The following is a 15223-nucleotide window of genomic DNA, read 5'->3' on the forward strand; positions in this document are numbered from 1 at the left end:
GAAGCTATGTTGCGATAATGTTGCGGCTAGATGACAGTTTTATGACAGGATGTGCGTTAAAATTAAGCTAATATTTGAAAAATAACGCGAATATGTCAATTTGGTTAGAATTTTATTTTAAAAATAAATTGATAAGCGTAACAATGAGCTTATAAAAAAGCGCCAAGGTTAATTGGCGCTTTTGGGCATATTATTCAACAACGAAGCGTAAAATAAATAAGGCAGCAATAATCCAAGTTGCTAGATGAACATCACGCCATTTACCAGTGCATGTTTTTAGTATGACATAGCTGATAAAGCCAAATGCCAAACCATTTGCAATAGAATAGGTAAGAGGCATCATGACGGCAGTTAAAATGGCGGGAACAGCTTCGATTAAGTCATTCCAATTTACCTTAGCAAATTCACGCGCCATCAAGCAGCCAACAAATAATAGCGCTGGTGCTGTTGCATGGGCTGGAATAGATGTGGCTAAGGGTGAAAAGAAAAGTGCAATAGCAAAGAAAAATGCAACAGCCACGGCGGTTAGACCAGTGCGTCCGCCAACGGCGGCTCCTGCCGCGCTTTCGACATAGGCGGTGGTGCTGCTTGTACCAAGAAGCGACCCTGCGACAATGGCTGTACTATCTGCAAATAAAGCCTTGCCAAGATTATTGGGCTTATTGGGAGTAATAAGGCCTGCGCGTGTGCCAACGCCGATAAGCGTCCCTGTCGCATCAAAAACTTCAACCAACACAAAAACAAGCAAAATATAGAAAAAGCCTTTTTGGAAAACCCCCATAAGATCAAGCTGCAAGAAAGTAGGCGCTAGCGAACTTGGCATTGAAATAACACCATTAAATTGGCTGATGCCCATAAGCATAGAAATAAGGGTGATGAAAAGAATACTGGTTAGCACGGCACCACGAAAGCGGAAATGATCAAGAACGATGATAAGAAAAAATCCAAAACCGGTTAAAATGGCGCTCATATTGGTCAAATTGCCCAATTGAACCATCGTAAATTGATTGGCTACAAGGATGTTAGTGCTGTGTAGTGCGACAATAATAAGAAAAAGACCAATACCTGCAGCAATCGCGCTGCGTAGGGATTGCGGAACACCGTCAATAAGCCAACGACGAATACCCGAAGCGCTTAAAACGATGAAAATAACACCTGAAATAAATACCGCCCCCAAGGCTTGTTGCCAAGTAAAACCAAGCTGGGTCACAACAAAGGCAAAAAATGCGTTAAGCCCCATGCCGGGTGCCATACCAATTGGCCAATTGGCAATAAACCCCATGATAAGGGAACCGATGATGGCAGCGATACAGGTGGCGACAAAGACCGCGCCGCGATCCATACCCGTATCAGCCAAAATATTGGGATTAACTGCCAAAATATAGGACATGGTCAAAAATGTGGTTAAACCGGCAAGAATTTCGGTTTTCACTGTTGTGCCATTGCGCGATAAGCCAAAGAGCTTTTCTAACATTTTGCAAATACTTTCTTACGCTCCAGCCTCTAAAATAATACCGTTTTTCGCATTGAATTAGGGTGGATAATAAAAGGTCTTTTTGCCACTAACCTGTCTAATAAAAGCCGGGTTAATTAGGAGACCGGGTTGAGCTTAGTTTAAATTTGAGTACGGTAATTTTTCTTAAAGCAAATATTTAATATGAAATAAGGCGTTGCTTTGCAAACGCAACCATTTCTCGACTAAATTTTTATTGCTAAACTTTTCTTACCCTATCTTGTCAAATTATGCCATGGGGCCATTGCACAATTTTGCCATAATTCACGCAATTTCGTGTTTTTAAGCCATTACCAAAGATAAGATTTATAAAATTTAAAAAATACTATCGATCGCTTATTTTATTAAATATGCCGTTAAAGACATAAAAAAAAACCCGTCAACCCAATTGCCTGATAAATTAGGTGACAATGGTTGACGGGCGTGAAACCGATTGGAGGTCGAATGTTTCAAGATTCTTATAGCCATTCATTGTGGCAGATTTATTAAATTAACTATATTTAATATTGGCTGGCACAATGGGTTTTTAATACAGTTTAATGCGTGTTGATTGCTTGCGCCGCATAATAACCAATGGCGGTTGCAATAAGGCACAAAACAACCGATAAAACTATATTCATAAAAGCCCTTAATGGCGCACCGTTTATCAAAAGCTCAAATGTATTTAAACTAAAACTGGAAAAAGTGGTAAAACCGCCGCAAATTCCAATCATAACAAACAGCCTTATGTGTTCAGGCATTGGAAAACGGCTATTCATCAAGGTTAAAACGGCAAAAAAAGCAATAATAAACGAGCCAACAACATTAATTGAAAGTGTACCTAAGGGGAAATTGCGGCTAAGTGGCGCCATTAAAAGCCCGACCCAAAATCGCGCAACACTACCCAAGGCGCCGCCCAATGCAACCCATAGCGTTTGCATCCATAAAATATGTGTCATTGGCTTTTACATCCTTAACAGTTTTACAACCCTTGATTATTATCGTTTTTTACACTTGTAATAAGGTGATAGCAGTTTTTTTTAAACTTGCAATATTCGTTGTTTTTTAAGGAAATGCAAGAAATGAAAAGACAGTTTGAAGAGAAGTACCTTATCAATAATGACAGATTTTTCAACATTTTCGAATATTATGTTAAGACTGACGAGATGTGTTATGTGGATATTATGAAAATTTTTAGGGGCTGCAATAGATAGCGAAAATAGCTATTGGTACTAAATAGCTAAGTCGCAATGCAAAGCTCGTATTTTACAACCTAAAACTGCCTTATTCTTTCGTAACAGGCTTGACTGTACATTTTCTGCTATTTTAGCGTGCGAAAAGCACATCTTCACTCTATTTTTATAAGCAACAATCGCATTTTTATAAGACCTTTTTAAAGGGAAAAAATGCTATTATGGTTTGTTTTGATAAGCGATTTAACTTAAAATGTTCTGCTTCACGCTTTGCTTTAGCTTTAGTATTTGGTACAGCTATTGTTGCAAGCCTAGGATTAGCCAATGCAATTGCTGATACAATTAGTTATGATGATACATCATCATCAGCTACATTGAAAAACGCACCAACTTATGTCACTTTTGGTTCTAATTCGCTTTACGTTGGTACTTTTGATACGCCGGCGGCTTCTAACAATACAGTGACGTTAGATTATACAGGGGCAAATAAAACTTCGCCTAAGAATGTCTTTGGTGGTTTGGTCAAAAATGGAATCTCTGAAAACAATGTGGTTTTGATTAAAAACGGCAGTATAACTTCTACTGGGATTGATGGTAACGTTTATGGCGGTTATGGCTTTGGTAATCAAAGCGTGACTGTTAGAGGCAATAGCGTTAATATAAGCGGTGGCAATATTGGTGGCTCTGTTTTTGGTGGTGTTGGCGCTGCTGATGTCGCTACCGATGCCGATGTCGGAGCTCTTATTGTTAATGATAATTCTGTGACCCTTGGTGGTACTGGTAAGGTTGCAGGAAATTTGAATGGCGGTGCGGTAAATGGTCTTAGCAATGCGTCATCAATTACAGTTAATGGCAATTCAGTAACTGTTACCTCTGGCAGCGCCGGCAATATTAACGGCGCGCTTATTCAAGGCAATAAAAGTCTTGATACGACTGCTAACAATAATTCAGTTACAATAACGGGTGGTCAAACTGGATCAGTTAGCGGTGTTTTTGCGCATGGCAAGGGCATTATTAATGTTAACTCAAATGTTGTTAATATAACAGGCGCGACAGTTCGTGGTAATATTTACGCCGGCGATGGCGCAAGTACTGATTCCGTTACCGTTAACAACAATTCTGTTTATATTAATCATTCGGGTATGGTTGAGACTATTTCCGGTGGCAAAGGTGAAGCAAACAACAGTGCCACGGTTAGTAATAATTCTGTAGAGATTAGTGGCAATGGTTCGGCGGTTTTTGTATATGGCGGTCAAGTCTTTAGCGGTGGCAATGCAACCGTTGCAATTAGCGGTAATAGCGTCACTATGAATGAAAGTTCTGCTGGGCAAATTGCTGGCGGCTTTAATCTTACTGATTTTGGCACTAATACTAATTCAATAATCAGCAATAATTCTGTGATTATTAACGGCGGTACAGTCGGTAGTATTTCTGGTGGTTATAGCGATGGTGCAAAGACAACGATTGTCAATGGTAATTCAGTCAAAATTAACGATGCTACAGTCTCTTCTGTTTATGGTGGTTATGCAATAAGTTTTAGTCAAGGTACAGCAACTGTAAAAGTTAGTAACAATTCTGTAGAGATTAGTGGTACAAGTACAATTGGTTTTATTGTTGGCGGACAAGTCTATGCATCTAGTAAAACGGATATCAATGTAACTAATAATACTGTTACTTTGATAGGCGACAAAATCACTATTGCTACCTATAGTGAAGAAGATGATTCATTAGAAGCTTATGGCTCGATTTGGGGCGGAAGAGCAACTATTTCAGGTACAGACGTCACTGATTTTGATAAGGTTGTACAAGGGAATACATTAAATCTTGTTGGTTATCGCGGTACAGTTTCGGGTATTTATAATTTTCAAAACTATAATTGGACATTGCCAAGCAATGTTGTCAATGGCGATACGCTTGTAACAATTGCTGATGGTGGTACAGCGGTTGATCTTACCAATACGAGGCATAGTATAGCTGACATGCAAGTCAGTGATAACCGCCTTCAAAATGGTGATAGTGTTACATTCATCTCCAAAACAACCGGTGATTGGTCAGCCTCTAGCCCCTATACAATTAAACAAGGGCAATTTATTATTTATGAAGCAACCCTTGCTCAACAAGCAAGCGGAGCCGATAATGCGCTTGTATTAACCATTGGCGGTAAAACGGATACAACACCGGCTGGGTCTAATCCTGTTGATGGGATTGGTCAATCAGCTGCACAAGTTAACCCTCAGTCTGAATCTTACTCAGAAGGACGAGCCGCATCGCTTGGTTTTGCCAATCAAGGTGCCGATCTTATTTCAAGCGAATTGGGTGGCATTGCGAGCGAATCTTCTGCGCAAGGTAATGGTGCATCAGCAATGCCCTTCATGGTCATGAATGGTTCATCACAACGCAATAATACTGGTAGCCATGTTGATATTAAAGGCTTTAATATGGCGCTTGGTATAGCAACCGGTTTTGATTTTAGCGCCGGCCATAAGGTTACGCTTGGTGCTTTCTTTGAATATGGTCGCGGTACCTATGATACCTATAATAGCTTTACAAACTTTGCCTCAGTGCAAGGCGATGGCGATAGCGAATATAAAGGCGGCGGTGTTTTTGGTCGTTTAAATCTAGCTGGTACTGGACTTGGACGGGTTAGCACACTTGCCCCAGATCAAACGGATGGTGTTTATCTTGAGGCATCTTTGCGGGCTGGGCGTATCAGCAGCAATTTTGATGCTGGCCGCAATATGCGTAGTTTTAGCAATGATGGCGATGATTATCGTGGTTCCTATGATAGCAAAAGCAGCTATTATGGTGGGCATATTGCTGGTGGCTATGTGTTTAATTTTGATGAAAAGCAATCGCTTGATACTTTTGGCCGTTATTTATGGACCCATATGGATGGTGATACAGTTTCGGTTGGTAATGAAAAGCTGAGCTTTGATAGTAGTACGAGTTCAAGTATGCAAATAGGTGGTCGGTATGGCTATGCTTATAATGAGCAATTCAAACCCTATTTAGGTGCTGCCTATGAATATGAATTTGGTGGTGAAGTTGCAGCTAAAGCCTATGAGTTCGATATTGAAAAACCATCGCTTGGTGGCAGCACTGGCATATTTGAAGCTGGCTTCAACATTAAACCAATAAGCACCAATAAGGCTTTAAGTTTAGATGTTAATGGGCAAGGTTATGCTGGCCAACGCCAAGGCGGCGGTGGCGGTGTAAAGCTTAAATATCAGTTTTGATTTTTGTCTAAAATTATTACCTAAATTATTGTCATAAAAAGATAAGAGCCAATATATTTATATATTGGCTCTTTTTATTTTTAAGCAATAATATGCTCGAGGATCAGGAGCCTAGCTTTCTCTAAACGCGCGGTTAACTTGGTCCATAAGCGGTTTTATAAAATATGAGGCAATTGTGCGTTCTTGTGTGGTAATAAAGGTTTCAACCGGCATGCCTGCCACTAATTCCACATCACCAAGGCGCATAATTTCCGCTTCGTCAATCGCAAGGCGCGCAATATAATAGGTTTGGCCAGTTCTTTGATCGGTGGTAATATCTGCCGATACGCGCTCTATATGACCGTTAATTTCTGGCGTGGTTTTTTGATTAAATGCCGAAAAGCGCAATCTTGCAGCTTGTCCTTTGTAAATCTGGTCAATGTCTTGGGGGGCAACTTTAGCTTCGACCACCAACTTATCCACCTTGGGCACAATCATCATAATGGGTTCTCCAGCAGATATAACCCCGCCTTTCGTATGTACTGTCAATTGATGCACAATACCGGTTTGTGGTGCGATAATATCAATACGGCGTAATTGATCTTCCGCCGCTATTTTACGCTCACTATATTCGGCAATATTATTGGCCATTTCGCGTAAATCATTGCCAACTTCTTCGCCCCATTGTTCATCAACTTGAATAATTTGCAATTGGGTTTCTGCTATTTTTTCATTAACTCCGGCAATGGCTGATATTAGACGACCAATTTCACCATCAATATTGGAAGCTTGTCTTTGTATTGTGCTAAGGCGACTATGCTCAACAAGTTTTAGTTCATAAAGTTTTAAAAATCTTGATAATTCGTCCTTAATCAGCTCACGAGAATGTTCGTTGGCTTGCTTTTGCGCCATTAGCCCTTTAATTTCGTCATCAAATTGGGCGATACGGCGTTGTAATTGTTGTTTTTTACTGATGCGGACTTCTCGGCGGTTAGAAAGTAGGCGCTCTTCTGCCTTCATCATCGCCGCAACGTCTTCATCACTAGCACGCGCCAATATATCCTTATGAAATTTTATATAATTTAAATTATCGCGTTCACTTTCAAGACGGGAACGGCGTACTATAAATTGGTCAAGACTATTGCTGATAATTGCAAGATTAGCCTTGGTGGTGGTGGCATCAAGCCGCATAACTACATCGCCTGCAGTGATGAGATCGCCTTCTTTGACCAATAAATCCTTAACCACACCACCAACAGGATGTTGCACTTTTTTCAAATTGCTTTCAACAACAATTGATCCTTGGCTAATCACTGCGCCAACGATATTGGTGTTGAGCATCCAACCAATAACACCAACCAATAAAATAACCACGGCCAAACAACCAATTAACAGATGTCTGCGTAATGAGCGTTGTAATTCTTGCCATTCATTCATCTTTTTTTCCTCAAGCGTGAACAACTTTTAGGGTTGCTGATGGTGTCGGTGTTAATACTTTGGCTAAGACTTCATCTTTAGGGCCAAAAGCCTGCAATTTTCCACCATTGAGCATGAGCACTTGATCGACAGCAATGAGAGCGCTTGGACGATGGGCAATGACAATAGCAATACCATTTCTTTGGCGAATAGATAAAATTGCAGCGGTTAAAGCCTCGTCCCCTTGCGCGTCAAGGTTGGAGTTTGGCTCATCTAAAATTGTTATGAAAGGATCTCTAAAGAGGGCGCGTGCAAGTGCAATACGCTGTTTTTGTCCTGCCGATAATGGGTGGCCAAGTTCGCCAACTTCGGTATCATAGCCATGCTCAAACGTAATTATAAGATCATGAACCCGCGCATTTTGTGCAGCACTGATAATTTCAGCAGCGGTTGCCGTTGGATCAAAGGCTGCAATATTTTCAGCAATTGTACCATCCAATAATTCGATGCTTTGTGGCATATAGCCAATATGCCGCGCAAGGGTTGCGGGTGCCCATTGGTCAAGAGTTGCGCCATCAAAGCGTATGGTTCCACGGGCAGGCAGCCAAATGCCGGCTAAAATTCGCGCTAAGCAGCTTTTGCCTGAACCGCTTGCGCCAATAATGCCAAGTCCCATGCCTGCTTTTAATGAAAAACTGATATCGTGCAGCACGGGATTTTGAAATTCGGGCGGGATAGCTGTAACATGGTCAATCGTAAGTTCGCGCGTTGGTGCAGGCAGATCCATGATTGCCTTATCATCTGGCAATAGTTTTAAAATATTTTTAAGCCGTGTGCGGCTTTGGCGCGCGCCAATAAATCCCTTCCAGTTAGCAATGGCAAGATCAACCGGGGCGAGTGCGCGTGCGGAAAGAATGGAGCCTGCAATAATAATGCCCGGTGTTGCTTGTTGTTGTATAACTAGCCAGGCACCGACTGCTAAAATACCCGATTGCAATAGCATACGCAGCGCTTTGCTTAAAACGCCTAAACCGGATGAAATATCGCTTGCTTGGCGCTGATGGCGGGCATAGCTGCGGCTTTCTTCATGCCAGCGTTGCTTTAAATGCGGTAGCATACCATGGACCGTTGCAATATCGGCATTACGCCTACTCATATCAATCATGCGGCTACGTTTTATCGCTTGGCGTGCGGCTTCCTCCACTGGGCGCCGTGTAACCATTTCGGTGACAAGGGTAACCAATGCCAGAATAATCGCGCCGGCAAGGGCTGTCACCCCAAGCCAGAAATGAAAGAAAAAGCAAATGGCAATATAAAATGGCAACCATGGTAAATCAAAAAGGGCGATGGGGCCGCTACTTGATAAAAAGGCACGAATACTATCAAGGTCGCGCATGGGTTGGTTGTTACGCGCGCTAATTGGCATGATTAGTTGGATGCGCATAATAATATCATAAATGCGCGGTGCTAAAGCTTGATCAAGACGATCAGCAATGCGGATTAATAATCGTCCGCGTAAACTATCAAAAACGCCTTGAAACGCATAAAATACAATAACAAGTGCCAATAGGGCAATTAAGGTTGGTATGCTGCGGCTTGGCAGAACTCGATCATAAACCTCCATCATGAATAGGGAACTGGTTAAATAAAGCAAATTGACAAAGGCACTTAAAACAGCAACACCGATAAATGCTGTCATGCAGCCAGAAAATATGCCACTTAAACTCTTTGATTTATTTTCCGTATTAGGCTTATTAATCATAAATTATTTTCCCTCAAAAACCCTTGCATCTGCTGTTTTTATCAACGCCTTTTGACAAAGTGATTTCAGCAAAGGCAATATTTGACCTTTGCTGAAATCTTTTTTAAAAACTCATTGAGTGCATGTTCACTTCATGATGTTTCAGGGCAGTAATCATGGCCTAAGCAAAGCGGAAATCATCAATGGTAAAGTCTTGAACGCGAACACCATTTACGGTTATTGTCGATCCGTCATTGAGAACAATTTGAGCGCCATTGACGGTGTCTGTTATATGACCTGATGTCATTAATGCATCAAAATCGGCAAAGATTTCTTTGGCAAGAACAATGATATCGCCATTAGTCGCACCGGGCTTAAAATCCATGATCAAATCATGACCATTATCAACAGCTTGGAAAACAAATGTATCATTGCCATCGCCGCCCCATAATATGTCATTGCCTTTGCCACCGATTATGTAGTCATCGCCGGTTCCACCATTGATTTGGTCGTTGCCATCGCCGCCATTCAAGACGTCATTGCCATCATTGCCCATAATGATATCGTTGCCATCACCGCCGTCAACAATATCATTTCCCGCGCCGGCCATGATGCGATCATTGCCTTTGCCACCGCTGATAAGATCATCACCATCGCCAGCTATGATTGTATCATTGTCATCAAGTCCATCGATCATATCATCGCCATTTGTACCGATGAGAATATCAGCCGCGTTTGTACCATTAATGATGTTATAAGGGGTATAACCATCAATACGGATGGTTGCGGTGCCTGTGGCTGTGCCGCCATTCCCATCGCTAATGGTATATTCTAGTGTGACTGTGGCAAACTCACCTTTATTTAATGCCGCAAATACATTTGCAGGATCGGCAAATAATTTACCATCAACAATTGAAAATGCGGCTTGGGCTTGTTGTGGAGTAAGCGCAATGCCTTCGACATTGGTTACTTGAAAACCGGTTAAACTGATTGTGTCACCATCGACATCAATGTCATTGGCGGTAAGGTCAAAGAAAGCTGTTTCATTTTCCGCAACACTGCCAAAATCAGCAACCGCAATAGGCGCATCATTAACTGGTGTAATGGTGATATTGATGGTGCTTTCAGCAAAACCACCATTGCCATCACTGACAAGGACAATAAAGCTATCAAAGCCATTAACATTTAGATTAGGTGTATAGGTCCATGCGCCAGTCTTTGCATCAACGGTTGCGGTACCATTTTTAGGGCCATTATTAGGTTTAATGGTATAATTTAATATGTCGCCATCAACATCACTTGCAACGACTTGTCCACTAATTGCCTCATCTTCCTTAGTTTCAACGTCAATTGATGATGTAACTGGTGCATCATTAACTGGGCGAACCACAAAAGAGGCGCTTGCTTGGCTGGTGCCACCACGACCATCACTCACCACATAGTTAAATGAGGCAGTGCCGTTGAAATCTTGGGTTAAAGAAAAGCGAATAGCATCCCCTTCAATCACCGCTGTTCCACCAATGGGTGCGCTAATTGATGAAATTGTTAAACTATCACCATCAAGGTCATAATCATTTGCAAGTAAAGAACTAAATGGAATGAGGAATGAAGGTGTATCTTCATCAATTGTTGCAAGCACATCATTACCCGCTGATGGGCCGCGATTGGTAAGATTAGACAAGATTTGCTCGCGGTTTAATACCGTACCGTCAGCAAAGGTAATCAATTCAACGCCGCCATCGCGCATTTGCAGGTTAAGCTGAATTTTTGAACCATCATTCACAACCAATTCAACCGCATCATGGGATTTATATAAGGTGACTTCGCTGCGGTTAATATCATGAAATGCCAAAACATCTTGCCCGCTATCTTGTGCAGCTTCGGTAATATTATCCGAGCCATCGCCGCGCCCATAAATATAGGTATCTGAGCCATCACCACCTACCAATAGGTCATCACCACGCCCACCTTCGATAATGTCATCGCCATTGCCGCCAAAAAGCGAGTCATCGCCATCTTCGCCCATAAGCACATCATTACCATTACCACCTTCAAGACGATCATTGCCGGTGCCGCCCATCAAAACATCATCGCCATCGCCGCCATATAATTGGTCGTTGCCACCAAATCCGAGCAAAGTATCATTGCCGGCAAGCCCATAAATTACATCATCACCATCGCCGCCGGCCATTATATCGCTAGCATCGGTGCCGATTTTGGCATTTGGGTCTATGGTTGATAAATCGCTTACGGTAAGATCATCAAAAGCAAGCCCGGCATTGCCCCAAGAATAAAGGCCAAAAGTACCTGTATCATGACCGCGATCGCCAATTGGCTCTGCAAAAAGCTGTTCGCCATTAAGATAAGCCATGATTTTATCGCCTGAAACTTCTAGCCGCAATCTCATTGGCTCATCGGGTTGATATTTACCCGGCATTTGCGCAAGGATTTGCTCCACACCATCTTTCATGCGGATCAAATTAAAAATGCTTCCGGCGCCATTTCGTGCGTTGCGGTCGAAAGTACCACTGGCATCAAGTTCAAGCTTATAATAGTTTTTATCGTCTGTATAACGGAAAAGGAAACCAAGCACATCATCATCAGGCGTGGTGATTGTGGCTTCAATTGCATAATTTTGCCAAGCCATGGCGGCTGAATCATTATATAAGGCATAAGTACCAAGGCGCAACACATTGACACCATCGCCAAGCGGGCTCCAGCCGCGTTGCCAATAGTCGCTTGCGGTTGCTCCTTGCCAAGTTAATTGGCGGCTAGCAAGTTCGGTTGTTTGCACCAATTTACCATCTTGCCAAATCCATTGCGATTTGCGGCCATCGCTGCCAATGCCGCCAAATTCACCTTCATCAATAATTGTGAAGCGTGAAAGCGAGTCTTGGTTTGAAAAGTCTTCATGCATTAATATTTTTGACTTATTCACCACGTTAATATCAATGCGATCTGTTGAAACCAAACCATCACTATCGGTGACTTTTAACAGTAATTGATTGTTTCCTGCAGGAAGTTCGGTGGTTAAAGTTTTGCCAGTACCAATCACATTGCCATTAAGATCAGTCCAACTATAATCGACAATGTTTTTGGTACTAAAGGAAGCACTTGCATCTAAAGTAACTGCAGCAGTGCCGTTACCATCAAAATCATAAACATTTTGATCAATTCCAGCTTTTGCAGTGGTAATGGCTTTGGTTACCACAAGATCATCAAATACAGATGAGCGTTGTCCACTTGAGTAAACGCCAACTGTACCGCCTTTTATGGTCATTGTATCATCAACAACGGGTCCGCCAAAAACATTTTTATCATTGATAAAAACGTTGATATTATTATCGGTTATCGCGATGGTTATTGGCAAGCGGATGTTAAAAGGCGTACCTTCATTTACCACCGCTAGCAGCGTTTCTTGACCATTTTCTACTTTGATTAATCGACGCTGGTTATTTTCGCCATCCATGCTGAAGCGATAGTAATTATTGGCATCTTGATAGTAGAAGTAAACACCTAAAGCATCATTGTCGAGCTGAGTGAGAGTTGCTTCAAAAACATAATTGCTCCAGTCTTTAGAGCCTTCACCAATATAAACCAGCTTATTATTGGCAGCATCACTTTGATCGTAAAGGGAAGCTTGGGGCGCGGCAAAACCATCTTCATGTGCAGGGCGAGAAAATACAGTGCCTTTTAACAAAAATTTACCCGTATCGCCATCAGCTGCACCATAATCGGTCGCCCAACCTTTAGCATCACCATCGTTAAAGTCTTCCACCATTAATGTTCGATCGCCGCGCACAATAACTTGGATTGTATCGGTGGTTTGAATACCATTTTTATCAATGGCGGTTAGTTTTAAGTTATGTTTACCAAGGCCAAGCTCTGCAATTGCATCCTTACCATTTGCAACAATATCACCGTCTTTATCGGTCCATATCCATGATGTAACCGCATCTGGCAAAAGCGATTTTGCAGCAGATAGATTAACGCGTGCAAATTCGGCGCCCTCAGTTGCTTGGGCTATAATGTCATCCCCCGCCTTTGCCAATGCATAAGCTTGTGCAGGACCTAGATCAATATTTTCAATAACTTCTTGATGATCCTTATATGGACCAGTTAGACCATCGCGATCAAGCTCTTCTTGGGTGCGATATCCATCAAGATATTTATCCAAAGCAACAAAATAGGTCTCAGTGGTGATACGATTATTGTCAGGGTCAATCGTCACCAGACGAATAGCACCATTACCGCCATTATTACCCTTTGATTCATCGCCATTTCCGGTGATTTCGCGTGATACACCATTTTGATAATTGACAAGAAATTGATAAACTGGTTGGCCATATTGATTATAAGAAATATCGGTTTGTGCGCCATCACCAAAAATATGACCCGAAAATGTCATCACAATATTAGGGTAACGGGTTAATAATTCTCGTGCAATGGTTTCACCATCAGTTGAGCCGCGTTGATCCTTGCCTATTCCATAATCATAGCCTGCGCCTTCATCATAAAGGGGAAGCGAAATATTGTCTTGCCGGCTAGCATAACTTGTCAGCGCGTGGGTGGTTAGCATCACTTTATAATCAGGATGGGCTTCAATCACATCACCTGCCCAACGAATAACATCATCGCGTGGCCCAAATTCTAGTGAAATGGATAACCATTTTGTTCCATCTGGTGCGGTAAATGTGCTATAGGTGTTACGCGCGCTATTGGTTTCTTGATCATAAGCGCCACCAAAATTATTGGGATTGGTGGCTTTTTGCTTATCTGGCGAAAAACGCTCATCAAGGTGGATAGATGTGTGATCTGCGGCACTACCGCCAGTTGCCTGATCATGATTGCCTGGCAATAAAGCATAGGGAATTTTACCATCAAGCTTACGTAAAGCAGCCTCTGCAATATCCCATTGACGAGTGGTATTATTGTTCGTAACGTCACCGACATGGGAAACAAAGCTAATATTATGGCTATCCTTATTATCAACCAACCATTGCATCATATCGCCAAATATATGGGCAAGACCGTCACTTGCGGTATAATCTTGCGTATCTGGAATAACTGCAATTGTATAGGCATTAGGACCTGCAACACGCACACGAAAATCATCGACAACTGATGTTTTTCCGCTACTGTCGGTTGCTGTAACTGAAATATCGGAATGACCAAGAGTATTAAAATCAAGGATAAGCTGATTGTCAACCAGCGTTGCAGCAACCACATCGCCATTTTTATTGGTAATAGTGTAGGTTAATCCCTCACCAGAGAAATATTGTGAAAGGTCTATTGTGACATTTTCTGCGTCTGGGGTTACCATAATATCACGAATTGATACAACTTTTTGCACAAGCGCTGGGTCGGTTGTACCAGATCCGCCGCTATCTTTCTCAACGGTAAGGGTTGTGTTAATGCCTTCTAATGAGGCACTGCCAAAAATTGGCTCTGCTGTGCCGTTATTAAAGCGAAATTCACTGCCGTTAAATTTTACTGCTTCATCATGAAGACTATCTGGAATAATACCGCTTGGCTGAAAATTGCCAAGAGCGCCCATCTCGTCGGCGGTAAGCACTCTTTCACCGTAGAAAAAATTGCTAAGCTGTGCGGGCGATGTTTCGCCATCATTATCAGAAAAAATCAAAAATCCTTTTTCATTATCAATAATATAACGCTCAGCATTACTGCCGGTAATTTGTTGGTCATCTATATGGATACCATTGATATATTTATGCATGGTAACGCTGTTATCAGCATTTTTTTCAATGGTTATACCAATGCGGTTCCAACTATCAAGTTCGGCAACGCCGCGATAATTTCCGCCTATGCCAATACCATAGCTGGTTCCGCCCATTTTGCCAAAAATATCAGCATCATTTGTATTGGTTACGTCAGATTGAAAAAATGAAACCCAGCCGCTTGTGGCAGTCTGGGCTGGAACATAAACATCAAAAATCAAACTAAAAGATGTGACTTTTCCCGTGCCGCCCGTATTGACATGAATGGCTTGATTTGGGTTGAGCGCATCAATTTTCAAAAAGCCATCTGCCGCTGTATTAAAAGGCGATGTATCTAACGGCAATGTCATTAAAGGTGGTGTATTTGAATTAGCTGATATTGTACTCATAAAGGTTTTCCTCAAAGCAAGTAAAAGCAGGTATTTTGC

6 protein-coding genes are annotated in these 15223 nt (G+C 42.0%); 1 reads left to right on the forward strand and 5 read right to left on the reverse strand.

Features of this window, described 5'->3' with window-relative positions:
- Positions 1-190 precede the first annotated feature (190 nt).
- Both N6A79_RS02370 and crcB read right to left on the reverse strand, forming a co-directional pair.
- Complete coding sequence (locus tag N6A79_RS02370; protein ID WP_182418733.1) at positions 191-1474, reverse strand: NCS2 family permease; 1284 nt, start codon at positions 1472-1474, stop codon at positions 191-193.
- A 575-nt stretch (positions 1475-2049) separates the two neighbouring features.
- Positions 2050-2442, reverse strand: a complete 393-nt coding sequence (gene crcB / locus N6A79_RS02375) for a fluoride efflux transporter CrcB (protein WP_442784267.1) — start codon at positions 2440-2442, stop codon at positions 2050-2052.
- Positions 2443-2906: 464 nt separating this feature from the next.
- On the opposite strand from crcB, the gene N6A79_RS02380 reads away from it, so the two are divergent.
- Entirely contained in the window at positions 2907-5921 is a 3015-nt protein-coding gene (locus N6A79_RS02380; protein ID WP_268546830.1) for an autotransporter domain-containing protein, read from the forward strand.
- Between the two features lie 111 nt (positions 5922-6032).
- Here N6A79_RS02380 and N6A79_RS02385 read toward each other — a convergent pair whose 3' ends face one another.
- From N6A79_RS02385 to N6A79_RS02395, 3 genes are all read right to left on the reverse strand, one after another.
- Positions 6033-7337, reverse strand: a complete 1305-nt coding sequence (locus tag N6A79_RS02385) for an HlyD family type I secretion periplasmic adaptor subunit (protein WP_268546831.1) — start codon at positions 7335-7337, stop codon at positions 6033-6035.
- A gap of 10 nt (positions 7338-7347) precedes the next feature.
- A complete protein-coding gene (locus tag N6A79_RS02390; RefSeq protein ID WP_268546832.1) occupies positions 7348-9078 on the reverse strand; it encodes a type I secretion system permease/ATPase in 1731 nt (576 codons plus the stop codon).
- Between the two features lie 160 nt (positions 9079-9238).
- A complete protein-coding gene (locus N6A79_RS02395; RefSeq protein WP_268546834.1) occupies positions 9239-15184 on the reverse strand; it encodes an Ig-like domain-containing protein in 5946 nt (1981 codons plus the stop codon).
- Positions 15185-15223: the final 39 nt, after the last annotated feature.

The organism is Bartonella sp. HY761 (assembly GCF_026743145.1).
Lineage (GTDB): Bacteria > Pseudomonadota > Alphaproteobacteria > Rhizobiales > Rhizobiaceae > HY038.

Excerpts from the sequence above, each read along its gene's own strand:
- N6A79_RS02370 (WP_182418733.1), bottom strand. The coding sequence starts at position 1,474 with ATGTTAGAAAAGCTCTTTGGCTTATCGCGCAATGGCACAACAGTGAAA.
- N6A79_RS02380 (WP_268546830.1), top strand. The coding sequence starts at position 2,907 with ATGGTTTGTTTTGATAAGCGATTTAACTTAAAATGTTCTGCTTCACGC.
- N6A79_RS02385 (WP_268546831.1), bottom strand. The coding sequence starts at position 7,337 with ATGAATGAATGGCAAGAATTACAACGCTCATTACGCAGACATCTGTTA.
- N6A79_RS02390 (WP_268546832.1), bottom strand. The coding sequence starts at position 9,078 with ATGATTAATAAGCCTAATACGGAAAATAAATCAAAGAGTTTAAGTGGC.
- N6A79_RS02395 (WP_268546834.1), bottom strand. The coding sequence starts at position 15,184 with ATGAGTACAATATCAGCTAATTCAAATACACCACCTTTAATGACATTG.